27 protein-coding genes and 1 tRNA gene are annotated in these 24,398 nt (G+C 58.6%); 5 read left to right on the forward strand and 23 right to left on the reverse strand.

Annotation, left to right across the window (positions count from 1 at the left end):
• Positions 1 to 29: 29 nt before the first annotated feature.
• Positions 30 to 518, forward strand: coding sequence for an RDD family protein (locus M0808_RS12980; RefSeq protein ID WP_247841356.1), 489 nt, complete (start codon positions 30 to 32; stop codon positions 516 to 518).
• A gap of 135 nt (positions 519 to 653) precedes the next feature.
• On the opposite strand, the gene nadA is transcribed toward M0808_RS12980, so the two are convergent.
• From nadA to M0808_RS13075, 19 genes are all read right to left on the reverse strand, one after another.
• On the reverse strand, positions 654 to 1,712 hold the full coding sequence (gene nadA / locus M0808_RS12985; protein WP_003227499.1) for a quinolinate synthase NadA: 1,059 nt from the start codon (positions 1,710 to 1,712) through the stop codon (positions 654 to 656).
• A 271-nt stretch (positions 1,713 to 1,983) separates the two neighbouring features.
• A tRNA-Lys gene (locus tag M0808_RS12990) sits at positions 1,984 to 2,059 on the reverse strand.
• A gap of 62 nt (positions 2,060 to 2,121) precedes the next feature.
• On the reverse strand, positions 2,122 to 2,814 hold the full coding sequence (gene queC / locus M0808_RS12995; RefSeq protein WP_135296423.1) for a 7-cyano-7-deazaguanine synthase QueC: 693 nt from the start codon (positions 2,812 to 2,814) through the stop codon (positions 2,122 to 2,124).
• 1 nt (position 2,815) lies between these two features.
• Positions 2,816 to 3,463 carry a 7-carboxy-7-deazaguanine synthase QueE gene (gene queE / locus M0808_RS13000; protein ID WP_027612537.1) on the reverse strand — a complete coding sequence of 216 codons (648 nt, stop codon included), beginning with the start codon at positions 3,461 to 3,463 and terminating at the stop codon, positions 2,816 to 2,818.
• Between the two features lie 166 nt (positions 3,464 to 3,629).
• Complete coding sequence (ybgF, locus tag M0808_RS13005) at positions 3,630 to 4,463, reverse strand: tol-pal system protein YbgF (protein WP_097085952.1); 834 nt, start codon at positions 4,461 to 4,463, stop codon at positions 3,630 to 3,632.
• 6 nt (positions 4,464 to 4,469) lie between these two features.
• Positions 4,470 to 4,967 carry a peptidoglycan-associated lipoprotein Pal gene (pal, locus tag M0808_RS13010; protein ID WP_003178634.1) on the reverse strand — a complete coding sequence of 166 codons (498 nt, stop codon included), beginning with the start codon at positions 4,965 to 4,967 and terminating at the stop codon, positions 4,470 to 4,472.
• Positions 4,968 to 5,019: 52 nt separating this feature from the next.
• Positions 5,020 to 6,300, reverse strand: a complete 1,281-nt coding sequence (gene tolB / locus M0808_RS13015) for a Tol-Pal system beta propeller repeat protein TolB (RefSeq protein WP_164747834.1) — start codon at positions 6,298 to 6,300, stop codon at positions 5,020 to 5,022.
• Positions 6,301 to 6,317: 17 nt separating this feature from the next.
• Positions 6,318 to 7,394, reverse strand: a complete 1,077-nt coding sequence (tolA, locus tag M0808_RS13020) for a cell envelope integrity protein TolA (RefSeq protein ID WP_097085954.1) — start codon at positions 7,392 to 7,394, stop codon at positions 6,318 to 6,320.
• Complete coding sequence (gene tolR, locus M0808_RS13025) at positions 7,394 to 7,846, reverse strand: protein TolR (RefSeq protein WP_161794900.1); 453 nt, start codon at positions 7,844 to 7,846, stop codon at positions 7,394 to 7,396. Before tolR ends, tolA begins: the two co-directional genes overlap by 1 nt.
• Positions 7,847 to 7,869: 23 nt before the next feature.
• A complete protein-coding gene (gene tolQ / locus M0808_RS13030; RefSeq protein WP_007912733.1) occupies positions 7,870 to 8,565 on the reverse strand; it encodes a protein TolQ in 696 nt (231 codons plus the stop codon).
• A complete protein-coding gene (gene ybgC, locus M0808_RS13035) occupies positions 8,555 to 9,022 on the reverse strand; it encodes a tol-pal system-associated acyl-CoA thioesterase (RefSeq protein WP_003227519.1) in 468 nt (155 codons plus the stop codon). Before ybgC ends, tolQ begins: the two co-directional genes overlap by 11 nt.
• A gap of 127 nt (positions 9,023 to 9,149) precedes the next feature.
• Positions 9,150 to 10,211 carry a Holliday junction branch migration DNA helicase RuvB gene (gene ruvB, locus M0808_RS13040; RefSeq protein WP_186648170.1) on the reverse strand — a complete coding sequence of 354 codons (1,062 nt, stop codon included), beginning with the start codon at positions 10,209 to 10,211 and terminating at the stop codon, positions 9,150 to 9,152.
• Entirely contained in the window at positions 10,212 to 10,820 is a 609-nt protein-coding gene (gene ruvA / locus M0808_RS13045) for a Holliday junction branch migration protein RuvA (RefSeq protein ID WP_003227522.1), read from the reverse strand. It abuts the gene before it with no gap.
• 114 nt (positions 10,821 to 10,934) lie between these two features.
• On the reverse strand, positions 10,935 to 11,462 hold the full coding sequence (gene ruvC / locus M0808_RS13050; protein WP_007962095.1) for a crossover junction endodeoxyribonuclease RuvC: 528 nt from the start codon (positions 11,460 to 11,462) through the stop codon (positions 10,935 to 10,937).
• 96 nt (positions 11,463 to 11,558) lie between these two features.
• Positions 11,559 to 12,305, reverse strand: a complete 747-nt coding sequence (locus tag M0808_RS13055) for a YebC/PmpR family DNA-binding transcriptional regulator (protein WP_247841357.1) — start codon at positions 12,303 to 12,305, stop codon at positions 11,559 to 11,561.
• A 127-nt stretch (positions 12,306 to 12,432) separates the two neighbouring features.
• Positions 12,433 to 14,208 (reverse strand): aspartate--tRNA ligase, encoded by a 1,776-nt coding sequence (gene aspS / locus M0808_RS13060; protein ID WP_003227530.1) that lies wholly within the window; start codon positions 14,206 to 14,208, stop codon positions 12,433 to 12,435.
• A gap of 100 nt (positions 14,209 to 14,308) precedes the next feature.
• Positions 14,309 to 14,530, reverse strand: a complete 222-nt coding sequence (locus M0808_RS13065; RefSeq protein ID WP_003227532.1) for a zinc ribbon domain-containing protein — start codon at positions 14,528 to 14,530, stop codon at positions 14,309 to 14,311.
• A 133-nt stretch (positions 14,531 to 14,663) separates the two neighbouring features.
• Entirely contained in the window at positions 14,664 to 14,999 is a 336-nt protein-coding gene (locus M0808_RS13070; RefSeq protein ID WP_247269719.1) for a ribbon-helix-helix domain-containing protein, read from the reverse strand.
• A gap of 186 nt (positions 15,000 to 15,185) precedes the next feature.
• Positions 15,186 to 15,656 (reverse strand): Dps family protein, encoded by a 471-nt coding sequence (locus tag M0808_RS13075; RefSeq protein WP_007912745.1) that lies wholly within the window; start codon positions 15,654 to 15,656, stop codon positions 15,186 to 15,188.
• Positions 15,657 to 15,966: 310 nt separating this feature from the next.
• Between M0808_RS13075 and M0808_RS28480 the strand changes: the two genes are divergently transcribed.
• On the forward strand, positions 15,967 to 16,569 hold the full coding sequence (locus M0808_RS28480) for a cold-shock protein (RefSeq protein WP_027612531.1): 603 nt from the start codon (positions 15,967 to 15,969) through the stop codon (positions 16,567 to 16,569).
• A gap of 73 nt (positions 16,570 to 16,642) precedes the next feature.
• Here M0808_RS28480 and M0808_RS13085 read toward each other — a convergent pair whose 3' ends face one another.
• Positions 16,643 to 16,849 (reverse strand): SlyX family protein, encoded by a 207-nt coding sequence (locus tag M0808_RS13085; protein WP_007962092.1) that lies wholly within the window; start codon positions 16,847 to 16,849, stop codon positions 16,643 to 16,645.
• 3 nt (positions 16,850 to 16,852) lie between these two features.
• On the reverse strand, positions 16,853 to 17,278 hold the full coding sequence (locus M0808_RS13090; RefSeq protein ID WP_027612530.1) for an HIT domain-containing protein: 426 nt from the start codon (positions 17,276 to 17,278) through the stop codon (positions 16,853 to 16,855).
• A gap of 897 nt (positions 17,279 to 18,175) precedes the next feature.
• Between M0808_RS13090 and M0808_RS13095 the strand changes: the two genes are divergently transcribed.
• Positions 18,176 to 19,534 (forward strand): OprD family porin, encoded by a 1,359-nt coding sequence (locus M0808_RS13095; RefSeq protein ID WP_098965276.1) that lies wholly within the window; start codon positions 18,176 to 18,178, stop codon positions 19,532 to 19,534.
• Between the two features lie 244 nt (positions 19,535 to 19,778).
• Here the strand turns inward: M0808_RS13095 and M0808_RS13100 are convergent, their stop codons facing one another.
• Both M0808_RS13100 and M0808_RS13105 read right to left on the reverse strand, forming a co-directional pair.
• Positions 19,779 to 20,621 (reverse strand): mechanosensitive ion channel family protein, encoded by an 843-nt coding sequence (locus M0808_RS13100; RefSeq protein WP_027612528.1) that lies wholly within the window; start codon positions 20,619 to 20,621, stop codon positions 19,779 to 19,781.
• Between the two features lie 150 nt (positions 20,622 to 20,771).
• Entirely contained in the window at positions 20,772 to 21,257 is a 486-nt protein-coding gene (locus M0808_RS13105) for a YajQ family cyclic di-GMP-binding protein (protein WP_003227548.1), read from the reverse strand.
• A gap of 140 nt (positions 21,258 to 21,397) precedes the next feature.
• Here M0808_RS13105 and M0808_RS13110 point away from each other — a divergent pair, with 140 nt between their 5' ends.
• Together M0808_RS13110 and M0808_RS13115 are read left to right on the forward strand one after the other, a co-directional pair.
• Entirely contained in the window at positions 21,398 to 22,315 is a 918-nt protein-coding gene (locus M0808_RS13110) for a putative 2-dehydropantoate 2-reductase (protein WP_247841358.1), read from the forward strand.
• Between the two features lie 45 nt (positions 22,316 to 22,360).
• Positions 22,361 to 24,397 (forward strand): HAMP domain-containing sensor histidine kinase, encoded by a 2,037-nt coding sequence (locus tag M0808_RS13115; protein ID WP_007962086.1) that lies wholly within the window; start codon positions 22,361 to 22,363, stop codon positions 24,395 to 24,397.
• The last annotated feature ends 1 nt before the right edge of the window (position 24,398 follow it).

A 24,398-nucleotide genomic window follows, 5' to 3' on the forward strand; every position in this document is an offset into this window, starting at 1 on the left:
GGCGCTTCATTTTGCGTCCAGAGGCTGCCATGTCGAAGAACCTGCTCACTCCCCAGGGCGACTTTCCTGCTGCTGGCCTCGGCCGGCGCCTGGCCGCGATGTTCTATGACTTCCTGTTGTGCACTGCCCTGCTGATCGTCACCGGATTCGTCTACAAGTTGATCCAGGCAGCGATCATCGGTGAAGAACGCCTGCGCGTGCTGACCGACGCCGGAAAAATGGATGGCGATCCGCTGTATTCCACAGTGTTGCTGTTGGTGCTGTTTGCGTTCTTCGCCAAGTTCTGGACCCACGGCGGGCAGACACTGGGCATGCAGGTATGGGGCATCCGCGTACAGAACGCCGATGGCAGCGCGATCAGCCTGTGGCAGGCGCTGCTGCGCTTCATGGTATCGATCGCTTCGTGGCTGTGCGCAGGGCTAGGCTTCTTCTGGTCGCTGTACGACAAGCAAAAGCGCACCTGGCACGACATCTACTCCGATACCCGCGTGGTGCGGATTCCGAAGAAGGTCAAATAGTTTCCAGACACCAGATACCAATGTGGGAGCGGGCTTGCTCGCGAAGGCGTCGTGTCAGTCAATCTAAATGATGACTGATACACCGCTTTCGCGAGCAAGCTCGCTCCCACAGGTCTTGTTTTTTGCCTTTGGAACTTAAGCGTTACCCGCCAGCTTCATCCGCGCCGCCTGGGTGAAATCCAGCATGCGCTTCAACGGGCGGATCGCCTGCGGAATCAGCGCTGGATCGACAAAGATCTCGTTGGTCCCTTCCTTCAGGCTCTTGAGCGTGCGCTCAAGGGTGTTCATGGCCATCCACGGGCAATGTGCGCAACTGCGGCACGCCGCGCCGTTACCGGCGGTTGGCGCCTCGATGAAGACCTTGTCCGGGCACAGCTGCTGCATCTTGTAGAAGATGCCACGGTCGGTGGCGACGATCAGAGTCTTGTTCGGCAGGCTTTGCGCGGCAGCGATCAACTGACTGGTGGAACCTACTGCATCCGCCAGTTCGATCACCGAGGTCGGCGACTCCGGATGCACCAGAATCGCGGCGTCCGGATACAGCGCCTTCATGTCTTCGAGCTGCTTGGACTTGAACTCTTCGTGGACGATGCAGGCACCGTCCCACAGCAGCATGTCAGCGCCGGTCTTGCGCTGGATGTAGGTGCCCAGGTGCTTGTCCGGGCCCCAGATGATGGTCTCGCCGTTGTCCATCAGGCTTTCGACGATCTCCAGTGCGCAGCTCGACGTTACCACCCAGTCAGCACGGGCTTTGACCGCGGCCGAGGTATTGGCATACACCACCACCGTACGCTCCGGGTGCTGATCGCAGAACGCCGAGAACTCGTCCACCGGGCAACCGAGGTCCAGCGAGCAGGTCGCGTCCAGGGTCGGCATCAGCACGCGTTTTTCCGGGTTGAGGATCTTCGCGGTCTCGCCCATGAACTTCACGCCGGCGACCACCACGGTCTTGGCCGGGTGAGCGTTGCCGAAGCGCGCCATTTCGAGGGAGTCAGACACACAGCCGCCGGTTTCTTCGGCCAGGGCCTGAATCACCGGATCGCAATAGAAGTGGGCCACCAGCACCGCGTCCTGAGCCTTGAGCTCGGCGGCGATGGCGGAACGGTAGTAGGCCTCTTCCTCGGCAGTCAGCGGTTTGGGCTGTTTGGCATCGAGGTGGGCTTGAACCAGAAGGCGTTCGGAAATCTGCGTCATGTTCGCAAGACCTGCAGGCGCTTTCGCGCGAAAGTCGAGTATACACCCGGCTCCGGACCACTTGAGGGTACCGCCGGGAGAGTGAGTATTATCAGGCACGGACAGCGTTGAAGCTGCGCAAGGCTACAGAATATCCCGTTGATACAAAAGATGATTCTGACCTGTGTCAGCGCAGGCAACGATCAAGGGAGAGGTGCCTGAATCGCAGGCAAAAAAAAACCCGGAAATCCTCACTTTCGTGGGCCTTCCGGATTTTCTAAACCGCCAAATATGGTGGGTCGTGTGGGATTCGAACCTACGACCAATTGGTTAAAAGCCAACTGCTCTACCAACTGAGCTAACGACCCGCTGTGTGGTGGCGCGTATAATACTGATTTTTAAGGACTATTCAACACCTTTTTGAAAAAAATCAAAAATAAGGTGTTGGATCGCTTACACCGGCCGCTGCGAAGCCTTCTGCACGCAGGCGGCAGCTGTCGCATTTGCCGCACGCGCGGCCGTCATCGTCCGCCTGATAGCAGGAAACAGTCAGGCCGTAATTCACGCCCAGCTTCACGCCCGCCTGGACGATCTGCGCCTTGCTCAGGTTCTGCAGCGGTGCCTGAATGCGGAAACCGTTGCCCTCCACACCCGCCTTGGTCGCCAGGTTGGCCATGCGCTCGAACGACTCGATGAACTCCGGACGGCAATCCGGGTAACCGGAATAGTCCACCGCGTTGACCCCGATAAAGATGTCACGCGCGCCAAGCACTTCAGCCCAGCCCAGTGCCAGCGACAGGAACACCGTGTTGCGCGCCGGTACGTAGGTCACCGGGATGCCCTCGCCCAGCTCTTCCGGGATGTCGATGCTGGTGTCGGTCAGTGCCGAGCCGCCCATGCCATTCAGGTTCAGGCCGATCACTTTGTGCTCGACCACACCCAGATCGCGAGCGACGCGCGCGGCGGCATGCAGCTCTGCATGGGAGCGCTGGCCGTAATCGAAACTCATGGTGTAGCAGGCGAAACCTTCGGCTCGGGCCATCGCCACGACCGTGGCCGAATCCAGACCGCCCGACAGTAAAATCACTGCACGCTGTTCGGTGGTGTTCAGTTGTTCAGTCATCTCAGCGCCCCGGCTCGTCATTCCAAAGATACTTGTGCAGCTGTAATTGCAGACGCACCGGCAGGTTGTCTGCCACCACCCAGTCCGCCAGATCCCTGGCATTGAGGTCATGATGACTTGGGGAAAACAGCACTTCACCCGCACGTTGATCGAGACCGTACTGGATCAGTTTGGAAACCGCCCAGTCATAGTCGTCCCGCGAACAGATGACAAACTTCACCTGATCGTTGGGCGTCAACAGTTCGATGTTTTCGTAGCGGTTGCGGTGCGCCTCTTTGGAGTCCGGTGTCTTCAAGTCGACCACGCGACTGACGCGCGAATCTACCGCCGAGATATCGAGTGCACCACTGGTTTCCAGTGACACTTCGTAACCGGCATCACACAATTGCTTGAGCAACGGGATGGCATTGGGCTGCGCCAGCGGTTCACCGCCGGTCACACAGACGTAGCGCGGGCGAAACCCGGCCACTTGTTCGAGGATATCGTCGAGAGTGCGGATCGTACCGCCGCTGAACGCGTAGGCGCTGTCGCAGTATTGGCAACGCAATGGGCAACCGGTCAGGCGCACAAAAACCGTGGGCAGCCCGGCAGTCCGCGTTTCCCCCTGCAACGAGTAGAAAACTTCGGTAATTCTCAATGTGTCTTGCATAGTCGCCACGGGCGTAACAGCTAAACAGGCTGTCCGCCTCCGTCAGGCACTTCAGATAACCCCGCCAACGCGTAGATCACCAGAAGCGTGTTTCAGAAAAAGGGCGTGAATTCTAACGAAAAAACCCGCGACAAGCGCGGGTTTCTTCCAAACGGGTCAAACACACTTACATGCGTTGCAGATCGCGTTGGGCCAACTGAGCAGCGGAGGTCCCCGGGTATTGGGAAACCACCTGTTGCAGAATGCCTTTGACCTTGTCGGTGTGACCGAGGCGGCGCTCTACATCAGCCAGCTTGTACAGCGAATCCGGCACTTTGGCGTGCTTGGGATAGAGCTGCGACACCTTGGCAAAAGCCTGACCTGCACCTTGCAGATCGCCCTTGGCCAGGTTCACTTCGCCCAACCAGTACTGGGCGTTGCCCGCGTATTGGCTGTTCGGGTATTTGCGCAGGAATGCCGAGAAAGCCTGGCTGGCCTTGTCGAAATCCTTGGCTTTGATCAGGTCGAAAGCGGCATCGTAATACAGCTTTTCCTTGGCCGGATCACCCGGTTCGCTACTTGCAGCAGGTGCCTGGGCAGCAGCCCCGGCGCCAGCGGCAGCACCGGCAGCAGCACTTGCATCGCCACCGGCAGAAGAATTCTCAGGAGTCGCGGCAGGTGCAACACCGGATCCTATGCGCCGATCAAGATCCTGGTATCGCTCCAGGGATTCCTGTTTCATGCGCGCAACCTGATTCTGCAGTTCTTCGATCACACCTTGCTGGCGCGATATCTGATCCTGCATCTGTTGCAGTTGGTTGAACAGCATGCCCTGTGCCGAGGCAGGGGCCGAAGCCGCTCCCCCGGCATAGGCGCCGTTCGTACCGTAACCCGCAGGCGGATAACTGCTCCCGCTATTGTTATAACCGGAGTTGTCATCGACCACAGGAACCGCAGCCCACGCCGCAAGCGGCGCGAGGCTGAGAGCCAGAACAGTTACAGCACGACGGCACGTTCGCATATCGAATTACTTACGCAGTTCGACGCGACGGTTTTGAGCCCAGGACTGCTCGTCGTTGCCGGTAGCAACTGGACGCTCTTCGCCGTAGGAAACCAGTTCCAGCTGAGCTGGGGAAACACCTTGCAGTACCAGGTAGCGCTGAACGGCTTTCGCACGACGCTCGCCCAGTGCCATGTTGTACTCACGAGTACCACGTTCGTCGGTGTTGCCTTCCAGAACAACGCGAGCGCCGTTTGCTTTCAGGTCTTTGGCGTGAACGTCCAGAGCGCGCATGGCTTCTGGCTTCAGGTCCGAGCTGTCGTATTCGAAGTAGAAGGTGGTGATTGCGCGCAGAGCAGCTTCTTCGCTCAGGGAACCGTCAACGGCACCAGTGTTTGCGCCGTAACCAGCGTTTGGATCAACAGCGCCTTCACCGGCGTTGTCGCCGCCTTTGGACGAGCAACCTACAGCTACAGCCATGGCCAGAGCCAGCGCAGCAAATTTACCAAACTTCAGCATTTCCATCGTGAAACTCCTAATGAACCCCAGTGTGTTAAGTAAAACGTAAAGCGCCGCGTCAGTTCAGGTAAGGGGACCAGGACGGTTCTCTGACTTCGCCTTGTGCGGTAGGAAGCGGGAGCCTCACGCGTCCATTAATGGACACGAGCATCAAGACTCCCCGGCCCTGCTGGCGGGTGGCGTAGATTACCATGGTGCCGTTGGGCGCAACAGTAGGTGACTCGTCCAGAGTGCTATCAGTGAGGATCTTTACACTACCTCGCTGCAAATCCTGGGCCGCCACCTTGAAATTGGTGAAACCATCCTGGCGATGAATCATCACCAGCGTCTTTTCATCAGCCGACAGCTTCGGGTTGGCGTTGTAGTTGCCAATGAACGTCACACGCTCGGCACCGCCGCCGCTGGCGCTGGTTTTGTAGATCTGCGGCTTGCCGCCACGGTCCGAGGTGAAGTAGATGGTCGAACCATCCTTGCCCCAGTACGGTTCGGTGTTGATGCCAGGACCTGCCGTCACACGAGTGATCTGACGCGAACCCAGATTCATCACATAGATGTCAGGGTTACCGTCTTTCGACAGGACGAAAGCCAGGCGATTGCCATCCGGCGACCAGGCTGGTGCGCCGTTCAGGCCTTCGAAGTTGGTGATCTGCTCACGGCGACCGGTGTCGATGTTCTGCATGAAGATCCGTGGACGCTTCTGCTCGAACGACACGTAGGCGATGCGCTTGCCATCCGGTGCGAAACGCGGCGACAGGATCGGCTCGCGCGATTGCAGCAGAGTCACGGCACGGGCACCGTCGTAGTCCGAACGCTGCAGGGTGTAGCGCGTGTTCTTCTCGGAGAAACGCTCGGCTGTCACGTACAGCAGACGGGTCGAAAACGCACCTTTGATACCGGTGAGTTTTTCGAACGACTGGTCAGAGATGAAGTGCGCCATGTCACGCAGTTGCTCGGTGGTACCAGAGACACTGCCGTCAGCCACTTTCTGCTCGGTGGCCACGTTGAACAGTGCCCACTGCACCTGCAGACGACCGCCTGCTGGAGCAATGCTGCCGACCATCATGTATTGAGCACCCACCGCCTTCCAGTCACGGAAGATGATTTCGCTCGGCTGGCTTGGCTGGCTGATCATGTTTTGCTTTGGAATCGGCGAGTAGTAGCCCGAGTTCCGCAAATCGTTACCAATGATTTCAGCCATGTCGTCCGGCAGAACGGCACCGCCCTGCATGCCGAACGGTACGACGGCGATCGGGGTGGCCCGATCGCTGCCGCTGGTGACCAGAATGTTCTTTTCATCAGCCATCGCGATCCCTGCCATGCAGCAGATCACGACCAGCATTCCTCGAAGAAGGTTTCTCACAAGGCTAGATCCTCAGGTGTGAATGTCATCTTGAATGAACGATACGGAGCGAAATCGCTCGGCTTCATTCCCTGCATTTCTGTCAAACGTCCAATATTCTTCACTGCCGCAACTGCCGACGCATCGAACGGACCATCGCCACTGGACTTGGCCACGCTGACCGAAGTCACCGTACCGTCCGGCAACATGCCGATTTGCAGCACGACCGTCATGCCTTTGCGTGCCGAAGGCGGACGCGCCCAACCTTCCGCTGCTCGCGCACGAATCAGGTCATCGAAACTGCCCGCGACTTCGTCACCCTGTTCATCGGCCAAGGCCTGCTGACGCTGTGGCGTGTCGGAAAGCAAATCTGCCAGGGCCTGAGCCTTTTTCTCTTCGGCGGATTTACGTGCCGCTTCCTGCGATTTTTTCTTCGCAGCATCGGCAGCAGCTTTCTTCTTCGCTTCGTCGGCGACTTTCTTCTTCGCCTCTTCAGCTTCAGCTTTTTTCTTGGCGTCTTCGGCGGCTTTCTTCTTCGCGTCTTCGACGATCTTCTTCTTGGCTTCTTCAGCGGCCGCTTTCTTGGCCTCTTCTTCAGCCGCCTTCTTGGCTTCTTCTTCGGCTTTCTTCTTGGCTATATCAGCCAATTGTTTCTCTTCTGCCTTCTTGGCCTCGGCTTTCTTCGCATCGTCGGCTTTCTTGGCTTCATCAGCCTTTTTCGCCTCGTCCGCTTTCTTCGCCTGATCGGCCTTCTTGGCTTCCTCGGCCTTTTGAGCCGCTTCTTCTTTCTTTTGTTCCGCAGCCTTCACCGCTTCCTGCTCGACCTTTTTCTGTTCCATCTGCTCGACTTCGGTCTGGCGCGCGGCGGATTTCTTCGCCTCACCCGCAATCTTCTGATTGGTCTGGGTGGTTGCCTGACTTTTCGATTTCAACTGGTACAGGGTCGCCTGGACAATCGGCTTGGCCGGCGGCAACTCGGGTGTAAAGGCGAAACTGACGAACAGCATGCCGAACACCAGCACGTGCAGGACAATCGCCAGAACACTAGGCCAGAAGTAGCTTTCCGAGGCGGACGGCTCTCGCTGTTGCTGCATCAGGGGGCCTCGGTAATCAAACCAACATTACCGACCCCGGCTTTCTGCAACCCGCCCATGGCACCCATCACGGCGCCGTAGTCGACCGACTTGTCGCCACGGATAAAGACCTGGGTACGCTTGCCGCCTTCGGTGCCGGCACGAATGATCTTGGTCACCGCGTCAGTCATCTGCGGCAGCGTCATTGCCCTGTCCTGCTGCTTTTCGGTATCGACTTCGCTGCCAAGGTTCCAGTAGTAGGTCTTGTCAGCCTTGATCGAAATGGTCAGCACCTGAGTGTTGTTGTCCTGCGGCAAGGCTTCGCTGGAAACCTTGGGCAGATCCACTTTCACGCCCTGATTGAGCATCGGCGCGGTCACCATGAAGATAACCAGCAGCACCAGCATCACGTCGATGTATGGCACCACGTTCATCTCGGCGACCGGCTTGCGCTTGTTTCGGGCTCGAGCGATTAAAGCCATCGGGAAATACCTGCTTATTCTTCGCTGGTGTGCACTTTGCGGTGCAGGATCGCCTGGAACTCATCGGCGAAGGTGTAGTAGCGGCTCAGCAAGGTTTCGCTGCGTGCAGAGAAACGGTTGTAAGCGATAACGGCCGGGATCGCGGCGAACAGGCCGATCGCGGTAGCGATCAGGGCTTCGGCGATACCCGGGGCCACGGTGGCCAGGGTCGCCTGCTGGGCGCTGGCCAGACCGCGGAAGGAGTTCATGATGCCCCACACGGTACCGAACAGACCGATGTACGGGCTGACCGAACCAACGGTGGCGAGAAACGGCAGGCTCTGCTCCAGCTTCTCTTCTTCGCGGGAGATGGCAACGCGCATGGCACGCGCCACACCTTCCATCACCGCTTCAGGGTCAACACCTGGCTGCTGACGCAGACGGGAGAACTCCTTGAAACCGGCACGGAAGATCTGCTCCACGCCCGAATCCGGATCCGGGTTGCTGCCGGCCTGACGGTACAGCTTGGACAGATCGATACCCGACCAGAAGCGCTCTTCGAAGCTCTCCAGGGCGCGTCGACCGGCGCGCAACAGATTGCTGCGCTGAAAGATCATGATCCATGAGGTCACCGATGCGGCCACCAGGGTCAACATTACCAACTGCACCACGATGCTGGCATTGCTGACCAGGCTCCACATGGAGGAATGGTCGACGACGTTAGCTTCCACGCTTTATCTCCTGCTTTGAGTGTGTACCCGTGCCGCCCGCGTCGGCAAAGGCCGCACGCAAGGATTCGGGCATGGCCCGGGGTTTCAAACTGTCGGTGCGCACGCAGGCCACCAGAAACTGCCCTTCACAGAGCAGCGCATTATCCGTGGCCCGCCTGACCTGCTGTTTAAAGCGCAGGCTGGCACGGTTCAATTCGATTACATCAGCGCTTACCAGCAGTTCATCGTCCAGTCGCGCCGGCGCGTGGTAGCGCGCTTCGCTGGAATGCACGACAAACAACAGGTCCTCCCCGGCCAGTTCCGACTGGGCAAAGCCCAGCGTCCGGAGCCGCTCGGTTCGAGCCCGTTCCATAAACTTGAGGTAATTAACGTAATACACGATGCCGCCCGCATCGGTGTCCTCGTAATAAACGCGACAACGATGTGCGAACGGCTCAAGCCCGTTTTGCGCGCGCATACTCTAGTGCTTACTCCTCGGGTTGCCAATCCGGCCAGGCAACTGTTTTTTCAGTGTTTAAGGCTTTACCGCAAAAGTACCGTCCTGTGACAGTACAAACGCTGAATAAATCGCCAAAAAATGTGTATCAATCGTCCACGGCATCGAGAAACTCGTCTGCCACAGGCATTTCGCCCATTCGTGACGGAATGTTTAAACCGAAATGCAGGTACGCATGTCGCGTCACCACCCTGCCCCGTGGTGTACGCATGATGTAACCCTGCTGAATCAGGTACGGCTCCAGCACATCTTCGATGGTGTGGCGCTCTTCGCTGATCGCCGCCGCGAGGCTGTCGATGCCCACCGGACCGCCATCGAACTTCTCGATCATGGTCAGCAGCAAGCGCCGGTCCTGATGATCGAAGCCGTGTTCATCGACATCCAGCAGATTCAACGCCAGATCGGCAACCGCCTTGGTGATATGGCCCTTGGCCCGGACTTCGGCAAAATCGCGCACCCGACGCAGCAGACGATTGGCGATCCGCGGCGTGCCACGGGCACGACGAGCGATTTCGAAAGCCCCCTCCGGATCCAGCGGCAGACCGAGAATCGCCGCCGACCGACTGACAATCGTCGCCAGATCCGCCGTACTGTAGAACTCAAGGCGCTGGACGATACCGAAGCGGTCGCGCAACGGGTTGGTCAGCATGCCGGCACGGGTGGTGGCGCCCACCAGGGTGAACGGTGGCAGATCAAGCTTGATCGAGCGCGCTGCCGGCCCTTCGCCGATCATGATGTCGAGCTGGAAGTCCTCCATTGCCGGATACAGCACTTCCTCAACGATGGGCGACAGGCGATGGATCTCGTCAATGAACAACACGTCGTGCGGTTCCAGATTGGTCAGCAGTGCCGCCAGATCTCCCGGACGCTCAAGCACCGGGCCGGATGTGCTCTTGATCGACACGCCCATTTCCTGGGCAATGATGTTGGCCAGCGTGGTTTTACCCAACCCCGGCGGGCCGAAGATCAGCGTGTGATCCAGCGATTCACTGCGACCACGCGCCGCCTGGATGAACAGCTCCATCTGCTCGCGCACGGTCGGCTGGCCAATATAGTCGGCCAGACTGACCGGGCGAATGGCCCGGTCCTGGACTTCTTCGCGCTCGCGCGGGCTGTGCGCGGCGGCGATCAGACGATCAGCTTCAATCACTTAAATCATTCCCTTCAGGGCGCGGCGGATCAGGTCTTCACTGCTCAAATTCTTGTCCTTGATGGCGGTAATCGCCTTGCTCGCTTCCTGCGGCTTGTAGCCCAGGGAAATCAGCGCACTGACCGCATCGTTTTCAGCGGTGTTGACCGGCGCCGGGCCGTCCGGCTGGTTCGGCACCAGAGCGAACATGGCCGGCGAGGTTTCCCAGGCCTTGAAGCGATCCTTCAGTTCAACCAGCAGGCGCTCAGCGGTTTTCTTGCCGACCCCGGGGACCTTGGTCAGCGCCGAGGTGTCCTGGGATTGCACGCAGCGAATCAGTTCATCGACTTCAAGGCTCGACATCAAGGCCAGGGCCAGTTTCGGTCCGACACCATTGAGACGGATCAACTCGCGAAAAAAGTCTCGCTCACGCTTGCCGGCGAAACCATAGAGTAACTGCGCGTCTTCGCGTACGACCAAATGGGTGTGCAGCGTCAGCGGTTCACCGACCGACGGCAGACGATAAAGGGTGGTCATGGGCACTTCCAGCTCATACCCGAGGCCGTTTACATCCAGAATCAGGTGCGGCGGCTGTTTCTCAGCCAGGGTGCCGCGCAAGCGTCCAATCACGTTTCAGATCCTTGAGCGTTGGCCAGCCGTGGGCTGGCGACAGATGGAAGGCGGGAATCGGGCCGACGACCCAGGCGCGAAATCCGCATTCCGCAAAAATGATTGCTGATGCTATCAGAGACGCAGGCGCCCGCCACGACTGCGTGCGGTTCCCAGGCCATGCGGCAGCAGGCTGGAACGGGTGTGCGCATGACAAATCGCGATGGCCAGGGCATCCGAGGCATCGATCTGCGGTTTGCTGGTCAGCTTGAGCATGTGCATGACCATCATCTGCACCTGTTCTTTATTGGCGGCGCCGGTGCCGACCACAGCTTGCTTGACCTGGGTGGCGGTGTACTCGGCAATCTCCAGGCACTCTTCAGCGCCAGCCACAATGGCGGCGCCGCGAGCCTGCCCAAGTTTGAGCGCCGAGTCGGCGTTTTTCGCCATGAACACTTTTTCGATGCCCATGGTCACCGGGCCATAGGTCTGAATGATTTCACGCACGCCGCGATAAACGATCTGCAGCCGCTCATGCAACTCACCGGCGCCGGTACGGATGCAGCCCGAGGCCACATAGATGCAGCCGCCGCGGCCGGTATCGCGAACAATCCCGTAACCGGTGATGCGCGAGCCGGGGTCGATACCCAGAATTAAAGTCATAACGCCTGCGGAGTCGGTAAAAACAAGAAATTCAAAACAGCGAATAACCAATGTGGGAGCGGGCTTGCTCGCTCCCACATTGAAGCCTAGTCGCTCTTAACCGAGCTGAGCGGCCACGTCTTCCGGAATGTCTGCGTTGGAGTAGACGTTCTGTACGTCATCCAGATCCTCGAGCATGTCGATCAGCTTGAGCACCTTCTCCGCGCCTTCCAGATCCAGTTCGGCGCTGGTGGTCGGCTGCATGACGATTTCTGCGTCGTCACCCTTGAACCCGGCCGCTTCCAACGCGTTACGCACCGCGTAGAAGCTGGTGAACGAGGTGAACACATCGATCGAGCCGTCTTCATGGCTGACCACGTCGTCGGCATCCGCTTCCAGCGCCGCCTCGGTCAGGGCGTCTTCGTCAACGCCCGAGGCGAAGCTGATCTGCCCTTTGCGTTCGAACAGGTACGCAACCGAACCGTCGGTACCAAGGTTGCCGCCACATTTGCTGAACGCATGGCGCACGGCAGCTGCGGTACGGTTGCGGTTGTCGGTCATGCACTCGACCATCACCGCCACGCCGCCCGGGCCGTAACCTTCATAGGTCAGCTCTTCAACGTTGTCCGCTTCGGTCGCACCGGCGCCACGCGCAACGGCGCGGTCGATGATATCGCGGCTCATGTTCGCACTGAGGGCCTTGTCCAGGGCCAGGCGCAGACGCGGGTTGGAACCCGGGTCGCCGCCGCCCTGACGGGCCGCAACGGTCAGCTCACGGATCCACTTGGTGAAGATCTTGCCTCTCTTGGCATCCTGACGTTCTTTGCGGTGCTTGATGTTCGCCCACTTGGAATGACCTGCCATAACTCGCTCCGAATTCTCTTGAAACGTTGCCCGCCCTGCTCACGCAGTGGCCAGCAAACAAAAAATCTCGACCTGCTCTCTATAGAAAGAAAAAAGGCGCATCCGAAGATGCGCCTTCAGGCCCGTCTTACTCAGCCTTTGGCGTTTCGCGCAAACGAATGTGCAGCTCGCGCAGTGCCTTGGCATCTACCACACCCGGGGCTTGCGTCATGACGTCCGCAGCACTCTGGGTTTTCGGGAAGGCGATCACTTCACGGATCGACTGGGCGCCGGTCATCAGCATCACCAGACGGTCCAGACCGAAGGCCAGACCACCGTGCGGCGGTGCACCGTACTTCAGCGCGTCGAGCAGGAAGCCGAACTTCTCTTCCTGTTCCGCTTCATTGATACCCAGCAGGCGGAACACCGCTTGTTGCATTTCCTTGCGATGGATACGGATCGAACCGCCACCCAGCTCGGTGCCGTTGAGCACCATGTCGTAGGCGCGGGACAGAGCGCCGGCCGGATTGGCTTCCAGCTCTTCAGGGGAGCACTTCGGTGCGGTGAACGGATGGTGCAGCGCAGAGAAGCTGCCGTCGTCGTTCTCTTCGAACATCGGGAAGTCGACGACCCACATTGGCGCCCACTTGCAGGTCAGCAGGTCGAGGTCGTGACCGAGCTTGATACGCAGCGCGCCCAGGGCTTCGCTGACGATCTTGGCCTTGTCGGCACCGAAGAACACGATGTCGCCGTCAACCGCACCGACGCGATCGAGGATCACGTTCAGGTTGGCTTCAGGGATGTTTTTCACGATCGGCGATTGCAGACCTTCAACACCGGCAGCGCGCTCGTTGACCTTGATGTACGCCAGGCCCTTGGCACCGTAGATGCCGACGAACTTGGTGTAGTCGTCGATCTGCTTGCGCGGCATGCTCGCCCCGCCTGGAACGCGCAGTGCAGCGATACGGCATTTCGGATCGTTGGCCGGGCCGCTGAACACCTTGAATTCGACTTCTTTGAGTTGATCGGCAACGTCGACCAGTTCCAGCGGGTTACGCAGGTCCGGCTTGTCGGAACCGTAACGACGCATGGCTTCTTCAAAGGTCATGTGCGGGAATTCGCCGAATTCCAGATCCAGCACTTCCTTGAACAGGTTGCGGATCATGCCTTCGGTCAGGCCCATGATGTCTTTTTCGTCGAGGAAGCTGGTCTCGATGTCGATCTGAGTGAACTCAGGCTGACGGTCGGCACGCAGGTCTTCGTCGCGGAAGCATTTGGCGATCTGGTAGTAACGGTCGAAACCGGCAACCATCAGCAGTTGCTTGAACAGCTGAGGCGATTGCGGCAGCGCGAAGAACGAACCGGCGTGAGTACGGCTCGGCACCAGGTAGTCGCGGGCGCCTTCCGGGGTAGCACGGGTCAGAATCGGCGTTTCGACGTCGAGGAAGCCGTTCTCGTCGAGGAAGCGACGGATGCTGGTGGTCATGCGCGAACGCAGACGCAGCTTCTCGGCCATTTCCGGACGACGCAGGTCCAGGAAGCGGTAGCGCAGGCGGGTTTCTTCGCCGACGTCGGAGTATTCGTTGAGCGGGAACGGCGGGGTTTCCGACTCGTTCAGCACTTCCAGCTCGTAGCCCAACACTTCGATCATGCCCGACGCCATGTTGGCGTTGGTCGCACCGGCCGGACGCAGACGCACCTTACCGGTGATCTTCACGACGTATTCGCTGCGCACGCGATCGGCGGCGGCGAAGCTCTCGGCGCGATCCGGATCGAACACCACCTGAGCCAGACCATCACGATCACGGATATCGAGGAAAATCACCCCGCCGTGGTCGCGACGACGGTGAACCCATCCGCAAAGGGTAATTTCCTGGCCTTCCAGGCTTTCGTTCAGTTGGCCGCAATAATGGCTGCGCATCATGGTAGTGGTTTCGCTTCTCGTAATTCGAAATTCGGTGGAGATCCCGTCGCACTCAAGCACTGCAGAATCTCACGCGTGTCGTTCGACCTGGGCCTGAACCCTAGTCAGATTTGTCGCCACCGGCCAGATTCTTCTTGGCTCCGGTCTTGAAATCGGTTTCGTACCAACCGCTGCCGCTGAGGCGAAAACCCGGCATGGACAGCTGTTTCTTGAGCTCTGGCGCCTGACAGGCAGGGCAGTCGACCAGCGGTGCCTCGCTGATCTTTTGAATGGCTTCCAACTGATGACCACAGGAAGCACATTGATAATCGTACATCGGCATGGGGGTGTCTCGGCGATCAGATTGCCACCGCGCGCAGGGCTTTGCGGCGAAAGAGCGGGATTATATCCATTAAATGCGGGCTGTGCAGCCGTAAGACTGCACAGCCCGCCACGTCATTTCAAGTATTGCCCGTTCAGGGCATGACGGCCGCCGGGGTATCGCGCAGGCCATTCATCACGCACACCACCCGTACCAGACCACTGAAGTTTTTCACCCCGCCGTGGCGCAGGTGCACTTGGCGGTCCACATGTGACAGCAGCGTGCTGACCGAACAGCCGTTGTGCCCGGCCATGTCACCAAGAATGTTCCAGTAAACCTGCTCGAGCCTCAAGCAAGTGGCAAAGCCGTTCAAACGCACTGATCTGGCCAGCGGCCGGATCAGCTCAAAATCGAAATCGCTGACAAACGGATCGACCTTCATTTCCCGTTGCGAACCGACGTGCTCGCATCGCCTGTCTCCACCTACCATATCGCTGACACTCCTTTGTCATCGCTGCTTTTATAAAGACAACATCCTGTGCCTTCATAAAAACGCAGACGCAAAGTCAGCGCCAGATGACTAGTTGCCCAGCAGCGTAGGATAAGCCGACATGTTCAGTAAGATTTGAAACAGTATGCGGACATCCACACCTGCGGACGTCCGCGCACCGAACTATCAGGCCTCGAGCAACGCGCGCAACATCCACGCGGTCTTCTCATGCACCTGCATGCGCTGGGTCAGCAAGTCAGCCGTCGGCTCGTCACTGACCTTGTCCAACAGCGGGAAGATGCCGCGAGCGGTGCGAGTGACCGCTTCCTGGCCATCGACCAACTGCTTGATCATGTCCTCGGCACTTGGCACCCCGACTTCTTCTTTAATAGAGGAGAGACGCGCGTAAGTCGCGTAGGCACCCGGCGCAGGAAAACCCAGAGCGCGGATACGCTCGGCGATCAGATCCACCGCCAGCGCCAGCTCGTTGTATTGCTCTTCGAACATCAGATGCAGGGTCCTGAACATGGGACCTGTGACGTTCCAGTGGAAGTTATGGGTTTTCAGATACAGCACGTAGGTGTCCGACAGCAGCCGCGACAGCCCCTCGACGATGGACTTGCGATCTTCTTCACTGATACCGATATCGATTGCCATGTTTACCCCCTAAGGCGATTGAATTCATCCAACAGGTGCAGACCCACTCTAGCAAGGCAGCCGCCACCTCGCAGCCGACAATCTTCACTCGCCATGCGACAAATCGACCGGGCACGTGCCGCTGGCCGGGGTAATTTGAGTAGCTGCAGGCTTTGCTGTTAAATAGGCAGTGTGTCGCTACGCCCCATTTTTCGGGGGTGTCGCGCATAGGCTGATGCCGGGCACGTGTCCAACGCCTCTTTATTGTTCCGAAGCGAACCGTGCGCCTTCAGCTCTTCCTTGTGAGCCGTCATAACGTGAGCCAATCAAAATGTTGAAAATCGTCCACCTGCTAATGGGCGCAGCGGCCTTGCTGCTGTCGTTCATACCTAGCTTGAAATCCGAAGCCGTTCCTTACCTGCAACAACCCGATGCACTTTACCTGGCCTTTTTCGGCCTGCTGAATCTGGTCATCGCTCCAGTGATTCCTTACTGGAACAAAGGCCCGCGCCAGCATCTGCAAAATCTGGTCAGCGCTCTTCTCGTGCTGACTGTCGTCCTGCAAACCCTGACCCTGATCGCACCGATGCCAGTCATCGCCGGTCAACCGGCGGTGTTGTTCAGCCTGGTGATCGCTCTGGTTGCCGTGGTCCTGCATCTGGCCATCAGCTTCTACAAGTCTTCACCGGCCGCCGCACCGACTACCTATGACATGAGCAACCGCGATACCGGTACCGTCAAGTGGTTCAACACCTCCAAAGGCTTCGGCTTTATCTCCCGGGATTCCGGCGATGATATTTTCGTGCACTTTCGTGCAATCCGTGGCGAAGGCCACCGCGTACTGGTCGAAGGCCAGCGCGTGGAGTTCTCGGTGATGAATCGGGACAAAGGCCTGCAAGCCGAGGACGTGATCGCCGCCCTGCCGCGTCGCTGATCCAAGGCAATAAAAAACCGCGAACAGCCAGGCTGCTCGCGGTTTTTTTTACGCCTGCATAAAGGTGTCGGCATCAGTAATGCGGTGGTGGCGCCTCTTCCTCGAAAGAATCGAACTGCCCGACCATCTCCTCCTGACGCTTGAGCAACGCCGCCATTTGCAACTGCAGGCGCTCGATCACCCGCTGCTGCGCCACCAGTTCGTCGTTCAACGCCTGAATGGTGTCATCCTGAAAAGCCAGACGGCTTTCCAGATCGGTGACGCGTTCTTCAAGGTTCATGGTTCACCCCTCCAGAAACGTGAAGTGTTCGGTCAGCACCAGACGCAGCCGCTCACGAATGCTCGCGACCTGCTCGGCGCTGTAGGGTTTGGCCGGGTGTTTGCCCCAGACCGGCGCCGGCCATGCCGCATCGTCACGCTTGCGCACGATCACATGCATATGCAACTGGCTGACAACGTTGCCCAGCGTCGCGACGTTCAGCTTGTCGGCATCGAACAAGTCCTTGAGCAACTCGGCCAGCGCCGTGGTTTCCTGCCACAACTGCTGCTGGTCGGCGACATCCAACTGAAACAACTCGCTGATATCGTCGCGACGAGGCACCAGGATGAACCACGGGTAATTGGCATCGTTGGACAGCAGCAGCCGGCAGAGCGGGAAATCGCCGATGGTCAGGGTGTCCTGTTGAAGTCGTGAATCTAAAGCAAACACTGCGTGCACTCCCGGCTGATCTACACAATTCAGCTTAGCGGCCATCCAGACAGACATGACGCCAAGCGACAGGCAGGCAGCATACCTGCGAATGCGCCGGGCTTCACGATGAGCGTGCCAGGACAGACATTGCTCAACGCTCCTGCATGCGACATTTTCGGGCGGCACGCACCATGACGGAACCGACTGCGCGGTGCAGCACAATGAAATGACCAGAAAAGCCCAAAGCGTTCACCCCCTGCTCCCGCTCAAACTGTATGAATCCGGAACAACTGGAAAAATTTTTGCACCAAAACCGCACAGCGCGTCTACGCTCAGTGCGTCGGGCATCCGCCGAATACTCACCGGCGGGGTGAACCGGTAACGTTTTTCGTTGTCGCGCGCACGAACCTGCTCGACAACACCAAGCAAGGGATGGCGTCAAGCCCTGATAAAGAAGGGCTTGAGGCCCAGTATTTATGAGGTTTTTACAGCGAGTGACGAGTGTTCAGAAAAATAACCGCATAGAAAAAGCGGTTTGTGCACGCTTGTTGCATTCGTACCCATATGGACTATAAGCGCACCACGGGAAGTGGGAGCCTTAGGCCCAACAAAAACAGTGGCAGGGTTGCCCGATGGAGATTCAAGTGTTTTGCCAGGGACTCTTTTTTAGCGATGCAAAAGGCTAGAAAAACAGCGAGAAAGTTGTCGATCCGATTGCATCGGTACTGTGAATTTGCGACATCTACAAAGCCATCTGCGACAGCGTCGTAAAGAAGGTGAAAGGTTGGATTAGCAAGTATCGCCAACATTGTCGGCGTGATATAAGTTTGCGCCGACACAAAAAGAAAGAGCCGCCCAGATAATAAAACAGGTGGGACGGCAGTACTCTTCTAAAAACCAAAGGAGCAAATCACGATGCGCGTGATGAAGTGGAGCATGATCGCCCTGGCTGTTGCAGCAGGCACCTCGCAGTTCGCAATGGCATCTTCGCAGGATGACGCCAAAGGGTTCCTGGAAGACCAGAGTCTGAAACTGAAGACTCGTATGGAATACATGAACCGCGATTACAAAAATGGTGCCGGTAACGTTGCAAAGAAAGACGGCACCCCGGGTTTTGAAAGCGGCTATCGCCAGGACACCGGTGTCAGCCAACTGCTGACCTACGAATCGGGCTTCACTCAAGGCACCGTAGGTTTCGGTCTCGACGCCATGGCCATGGGTTCGGTCAAGCTGGACGGTGGCTCGGGTCGTCGTGGTAACGGCCTGTTCGCGATTGATAGCGACGGCAACGAAGAGAAATCCCAAGGCAAGATCGGCGGCGCTGTCAAATTCCGCGTTTCCGACACTGTGCTGAAATACGGTCAGCAATTCGTTGCCAGCCCGGTCTTCGCCACTGACGACAGTCGTCTGTTGCCAGAAGTGGCTACCGGTACCTTGATCACTTCCAAAGAGATCAAAGGCCTGGAACTGAGCGCAGGTCGCTTCACCGCCCTGAGCAAGCAAACCGGCATGGGCCGCGACAGCATCGGCGGCCTGCCTGATGAGAACGGCAACGGTGGCAAGGGCCTGACCAGCATCAACATCTTCGGCGCCAGCTATGCCTTCACCGACAATTTCACCGGTGCATTGGCCGCTTCGGATGCCGACCAGTACTTCAAGAAGCAATACATCAATCTGAACTACACCCTGCCTATCGCCGAAGACCAGTCGCTGAACTTCGACTTCAACGGTTATAAAACCGAAGGCGAGAAGCGTGGCAACCTGGTCAGCGCCATTGGCGACGAAACCCCCGACAACGACACCCGTGGCGTAGACAACAAACTGTGGTCCCTGGCAGCAGCCTACAGCCTCGGCGCGCACAAGTTCACCATCGCTCACCAGCGCTCCAGCGGCGACAATGCCTACTACTATGGCGTTGACGGCAACAGCACCATCTTCGTTGCCAACTCCATTCAGATCTCCGACTTCGTGGGCCGTGAAGAACGCTCCTGGCAAGCTCGTTACGACCTGAACATGAAGACTTATGGCGTTCCTGGCCTGAGCTTCATGACCCGCTACGTGAAGGGTGACAACATCAAGACCAACGGTCTGGGTGAAGGTAAAGAAAACGAGTGGAACGCCGAGTCCAAGTACGTGATCCAGGAAGGTCCAGCCAAGGATCTGTCGTTCCGTCTGCGTTACGCCATGTACCGCTCGAACGGCGCGTACAGCGGCTACGCGTCTGACAACAACGACACCCGTCTGATCGTCGAGTACCCACTGAACATCCTCTAATCGGGATATGCAGCTGACGTACTGTAGAGCTTTGCTCTAACAAGAACCGCTCACCTGACTCAGGTGAGCGGTTTTTTTATGAATCAAGTTTGCCCTGCCTTCCTGTTTCTGACCGTACAAACAATAGTAGCTAGCTACTTATTAGCCAACGAACATCTAGATCAGACATAAAAAACCCAAGAGTGCGGACAGCTCTTGGGTTAGTCCACTCATTAACTGACCGCGAGGCCAAGTATCAGTGGTATTACTGAACAGCCGATTCCTGAACTACTCGAATAACCCGCTGTGGAAACGGAATATCAATACCGGCAGTTTTCAAACGGTCACGCGACTGTTCGTTAAACATGAACATCACGTCCCAATAGTCTGCAGTTTTAACCCACACACGCAGGGAAACAGTGATCGAACTGTCACCCAACGTCGAAATGACCGCTTGTGGCGCAGGGTCCTGCAATACGCGCTCATCCTTGGCCAGATCCAGCAGCACCTGACGGGCCTTTTGCAGATCAGCTTCGTAATCCACACCCACGTCGAACACCACTTTGCGGGTTGGCTGACGGTTGGTGTTGGTGATGATGCCGTTCGACAGATTGCCGTTCGGGACGATGATGGTCTTGTTGTCACCGGTACGCAGCACGGTGTGGAAAATCTGGATGCTGTCGACAGTACCCGCCACACCTTGCGCTTCGATCCAGTCACCGATACGGAACGGACGGAACAACAGAATCAGCACGCCGCCGGCGAAGTTCGCCAGGCTGCCCTGCAACGCCAGACCGATGGCCAGGCCGGCAGCACCAATCGCGGCCACGAACGAGGTGGTTTCCACGCCGATCATCGAGGCCACGCTGACGATCAGCAGCACCTTGAGAATGATGTTCGCCAGGCTGCTGATGAAGCCTTGCAGCGCCAGGTCGGCATTGCGCAGGGCCAGCAGACCGCCGAGTTTTTGCGTGACCTTGTTGATCAGCCACCAGCCGATGGCCAGGGTAATCACCGCCAGCAGCACGCGGCTGCCGTATTCCATGATCATCGGAATCCACGCCTGGGACGCCTTGACCAGGTTGTCTACCTCAGCATTCAAATCCATCTTCCATCTCCTGATTTCCGGCTACCCGGGCTGTACACATATAAAAAGTGGGAGCGGGCTTGCTCGCGAAAGCGGTATGTCATTCAACAATGAGTTGCCTGACACAGCGCTTTCGCGAGCAAGCCCGCTCCCACAGCCATCTGACCGGACTTAGTCGCGGAAGTTGTTGAACTGCAGTGGCATGCCGAATTCCTTGGCGCGCAGGGCCGCGATGGCTTCCTGCAGGTCATCGCGCTTCTTGCCGGTCACCCGCACCTGCTCGCCCTGAATGGCGGCCTGCACCTTGAGCTTGGCGTCCTTGATGTGAGCGACGATTTTCTTCGCCAGCTCCTTGTCGATGCCTTCTTTGAGAATGGCGTCCTGCTTCATCAGCTTGCCCGAGGCGTAAGCGTCTTTTACTTCTAGGCACTGCACATCGATCTTGCGCTTGGTCAGGGCCAGCTTCAGGATCTCGATCATCGCTTCCAGCTGGAACCCGGCTTCAGCGGTCAGGTTGACGGTCAGGTCCTTTTCCTTGAACTCGAAGCTGCCTTTGCCTTTCAGGTCATAGCGACGATCGAGTTCCTTCACGGCGTTCTCGACCGCGTTGGTCAGCTCGTGTTTGTCCAGTTCGGATACCACGTCGAACGACGGCATGTAATCTCTCCAATAAAAAGGCGCGCTCGATCAGGAGGGAGCGCGCTTGGCTTGCGGTTAAAATCCGGCTCATTATAACGGGTCTTTTCCCACCGATACGGCGAGCCTTGCATGCCAGTACCTTACCGAGTGAAAAACTGATGTCTACCCCCTGGCACGTTCTCGGCGCCGGTAGCCTCGGCACCCTGTGGGCCACCCGTCTGGCGCGGGCCGGGCTGCCGGTGCGGCTGATCGTGCGGGATGCCGAGCGCTTGCGCAGCTATCAGGTGGCCGGCGGCCTGACGCTGGTCGAACACGGCGCAGCCACGACCTATGCCGTCCCTGCGCAAACGGCGGACGACCCGGAGCCGATCCGCCGCCTGCTGGTCGCCTGCAAAGCCTATGACGCCGAAAGCGCCGTCGCCCGCCTCGCCCCGCGCCTGAGCGCAGATGCCGAGCTGATCCTGCTGCAGAACGGCCTCGGCAGTCAGGACGCTGTCGCAGCGCAGGTACCGCAGGCACGCTGCATCAGCGCCTCCAGCACCGAAGGCGCGTTCCGCGACGGCGACTGGCGCGTGGTGTTTGCCGGCCACGGTTTCACCTGGCTGGGCGATGCCAGCCATCCGGTAGCGCCAATCTGGCTGGACGATCTTGAGGCGGCGAAAATCCCCCACGAGTGGAGCACCGACATCCTCACCCGGCTGTGGCGCAAACTGGCGCTCAATTGCGCGATCAATCCGCTGACCGTGCTCCATGATTGCCGTAACGGCGGGCTGGAGCAGCATCAATGCGAAGTCGCCACGCTGTGTGCGGAACTTGCCGAATTGCTGGAGCGTTGCGGTCAACCGGCAGCCGCGGTCAATCTGCAACAGGAAGTCGAGCGGGTGATCCACGCCACCGCAGCCAACTACTCGTCGATGTATCAGGACGTGGCGAACCAGCGCCGCACCGAAATCAGCTATCTGTTGGGCCACGCCTGCAAAGTCGCCAGCCGTCATCAACTCAACCTGCCGCACCTCACTCAATTGCAGCAGCGTCTGATCGCTCATCTGCACAGCCTTGGATTGCCCAGCGACTGAGCAGCGGCTACGCTGGCCACTTGTTCCTTTGCTGCGATAAACCTGATGCCATTGCGCCAGCGCCTTGAAAACCTGCCGGTCGGCCAGAAACTGCTGGCCGCCCTGCTGGTGTTGCTGACCACCGTCCTGCTGGTCGCCAACCTGACCTTTATCAGCGCCGCCTATTACATCTCCCAGGAAAGCATGGCGCCGCAAGCTTTGCAGACCATCGGCCGGCTGATCTCCAACCCGAGCCTGGTCGCACAAGCCCTCGAGTCGCCCCAGAGCGCCGAACGCCTGCTCAAGGAACTCGACAGCTATTCGCCACTGCGCGCCGCCGCGTTGTATGACGGCAAGGGTGACCGCATCGCCCAGGTGCAGCGTGGCGACAAGCTCAATCTGCCGGAACGCTATCGACACGTCGAAGCCTGGCAGCTCACCGAGTTTCGCAGCAATCAGTTGATCACCCTGCCCCGCCCCGGCACCGCGCCTGGGCATCTGCTGCTGGTCGCCAGCAGTGAACTGCCGATGGCGTTCTACACCGGCACCCTGACCGCAAGTCTCGGTATCCTGATTTTCAGTGTGCTGCTGTGGCTGGTGATTGCCCGGCAGATCAAACGCCTGATCACCCGCCCGATCCATGAGCTGGAAGAGCTCTCGCGTCAGGTCACTCGCGAAGAAAACTACGCCCTGCGCGCCTCACGCGGTAACCACGATGAAATCGGCAGCCTCGCCGAGGCGTTCAACACCATGCTCTCGCGCATCGAGGCTCGCGAACAGCAGCTCAAGCGCGCCCGCGATGACTCGCAGGCCGCCTACGATCAGGCCCAGGGCCTGGCCGAAGAAACCCGCCACACCAACCGAAAACTGGAGCTGGAAGTCCAGGTTCGGAGCAAGATCGAGAAGAAGCTCACCGGCTTCCAGAACTACCTCAACAGCATCATCGACTCCATGCCCTCGGCGCTGATCGCCCTCGACGAGCAGCTCTACGTGACCCAGTGGAACCAGGAAGCCAGCGCCCTCTCCGGCACGCGCCTGGATGAAGCGCTGAACCAGCCGATCTTCCTCGCCTTCGAACCGCTCAAGCCGTTTCTGCCGCAACTCAAGCAGACCGTGGAAGAGCACACCGTGGCGAAGATCGAACGGGTGACCTGGTTCAAGGATGACGAACCCAAGCACTACGCCCTGACCTTTTATCCGCTGATGGGCGGCGCCGGGCGCGGTGTGGTGATCCGTATCGACGACATCACCCAGCGCCTGTCGCTAGAAGAAATGATGGTGCAGTCGGAAAAAATGCTTTCGGTCGGTGGCCTCGCCGCCGGCATGGCCCATGAGATCAACAACCCGCTCGGCGCGATCCTGCACAACGTGCAGAACATTCGCCGGCGGCTGTCGGCGGATCTGCCGAAGAACCTCGAAACCGCTGAACAACTCGGCATCGAACTGGACACGGTCAACCGTTACCTGCAAAGCCGCGAAGTACCGAAATTGCTCGACGGCATCCAGCAGGCCGGCGCCCGCGCGGCAAAAATCGTCACGCACATGCTCAGTTTCAGCCGCCGCAGCACCCGGCAAATGGCCCCGTGCGATCTGCCCGCACTGATCGATCAAGCGGTGGAAATTGCCGGCAACGACTTCGATCTGGCGATCGGTTTCGACTTCAAGGGCCAGGCGATCATCCGCCAGTTCGACCCGGCGCTCGGCCCGGTGCCGGGCACTGCCAACGAACTGGAACAAGTGTTGCTCAACCTGCTGAAAAACGCTGCACAAGCCATTCATCAGCGCGAAGACGACAGCGAGCCGGGGCGGATCATCCTGCGCACCAAACTCAATCCGCCATGGGCCGAGATTCAGGTCGAGGACAACGGCATCGGCATGAGCGAAAACGTGCGCAAACGCACCTTCGAGCCGTTCTTCACCACCAAGGAAATCGGCCAGGGCACAGGGCTGGGGCTGTCGGTGTCGTACTTCATCATCACCAACAACCACAAAGGCCAGATGGAAGTGCAATCGGCGCCGGGCCAGGGCACCTGCTTCACCTTGCGCCTGCCACTGACCCAACCGGCGGCCATCGCCGCCGAAACCAATCAACTACCGAGGTAAC

The organism is Pseudomonas sp. MWU12-3103b (assembly GCF_023100615.1).
In the GTDB taxonomy this organism is placed as follows: Bacteria; Pseudomonadota; Gammaproteobacteria; order Pseudomonadales; family Pseudomonadaceae; genus Aquipseudomonas; species Aquipseudomonas putida_A.

Coding starts and splice junctions, on each gene's coding strand:
- tolB (WP_164747834.1), bottom strand. CDS start 6,300: ATGCTGGTCGTGATCTGCTGCATGGCAGGGATCGCGATGGCTGATGAA.
- ruvC (WP_007962095.1), bottom strand. CDS start 11,462: ATGACTTTAATTCTGGGTATCGACCCCGGCTCGCGCATCACCGGTTAC.
- pal (WP_003178634.1), bottom strand. CDS start 4,967: ATGGAAATGCTGAAGTTTGGTAAATTTGCTGCGCTGGCTCTGGCCATG.
- M0808_RS13100 (WP_027612528.1), bottom strand. CDS start 20,621: ATGGATTTGAATGCTGAGGTAGACAACCTGGTCAAGGCGTCCCAGGCG.
- aspS (WP_003227530.1), bottom strand. CDS start 14,208: ATGATGCGCAGCCATTATTGCGGCCAACTGAACGAAAGCCTGGAAGGC.
- M0808_RS13065 (WP_003227532.1), bottom strand. CDS start 14,530: ATGCCGATGTACGATTATCAATGTGCTTCCTGTGGTCATCAGTTGGAA.
- queC (WP_135296423.1), bottom strand. CDS start 2,814: ATGACTGAACAACTGAACACCACCGAACAGCGTGCAGTGATTTTACTG.
- nadA (WP_003227499.1), bottom strand. CDS start 1,712: ATGACGCAGATTTCCGAACGCCTTCTGGTTCAAGCCCACCTCGATGCC.
- M0808_RS13095 (WP_098965276.1), top strand. CDS start 18,176: ATGCGCGTGATGAAGTGGAGCATGATCGCCCTGGCTGTTGCAGCAGGC.
- M0808_RS13085 (WP_007962092.1), bottom strand. CDS start 16,849: ATGAACCTTGAAGAACGCGTCACCGATCTGGAAAGCCGTCTGGCTTTT.
- M0808_RS13055 (WP_247841357.1), bottom strand. CDS start 12,305: ATGGCAGGTCATTCCAAGTGGGCGAACATCAAGCACCGCAAAGAACGT.
- M0808_RS28480 (WP_027612531.1), top strand. CDS start 15,967: ATGTTGAAAATCGTCCACCTGCTAATGGGCGCAGCGGCCTTGCTGCTG.
- tolA (WP_097085954.1), bottom strand. CDS start 7,394: ATGCAGCAACAGCGAGAGCCGTCCGCCTCGGAAAGCTACTTCTGGCCT.
- M0808_RS13075 (WP_007912745.1), bottom strand. CDS start 15,656: ATGGCAATCGATATCGGTATCAGTGAAGAAGATCGCAAGTCCATCGTC.
- M0808_RS13070 (WP_247269719.1), bottom strand. CDS start 14,999: ATGGTAGGTGGAGACAGGCGATGCGAGCACGTCGGTTCGCAACGGGAA.
- queE (WP_027612537.1), bottom strand. CDS start 3,463: ATGCAAGACACATTGAGAATTACCGAAGTTTTCTACTCGTTGCAGGGG.
- ybgF (WP_097085952.1), bottom strand. CDS start 4,463: ATGCGAACGTGCCGTCGTGCTGTAACTGTTCTGGCTCTCAGCCTCGCG.
- M0808_RS13105 (WP_003227548.1), bottom strand. CDS start 21,257: ATGCCGTCGTTCGACGTGGTATCCGAACTGGACAAACACGAGCTGACC.
- M0808_RS13115 (WP_007962086.1), top strand. CDS start 22,361: ATGCCATTGCGCCAGCGCCTTGAAAACCTGCCGGTCGGCCAGAAACTG.
- M0808_RS13110 (WP_247841358.1), top strand. CDS start 21,398: ATGTCTACCCCCTGGCACGTTCTCGGCGCCGGTAGCCTCGGCACCCTG.
- M0808_RS12980 (WP_247841356.1), top strand. CDS start 30: ATGTCGAAGAACCTGCTCACTCCCCAGGGCGACTTTCCTGCTGCTGGC.
- ybgC (WP_003227519.1), bottom strand. CDS start 9,022: ATGCGCGCGCAAAACGGGCTTGAGCCGTTCGCACATCGTTGTCGCGTT.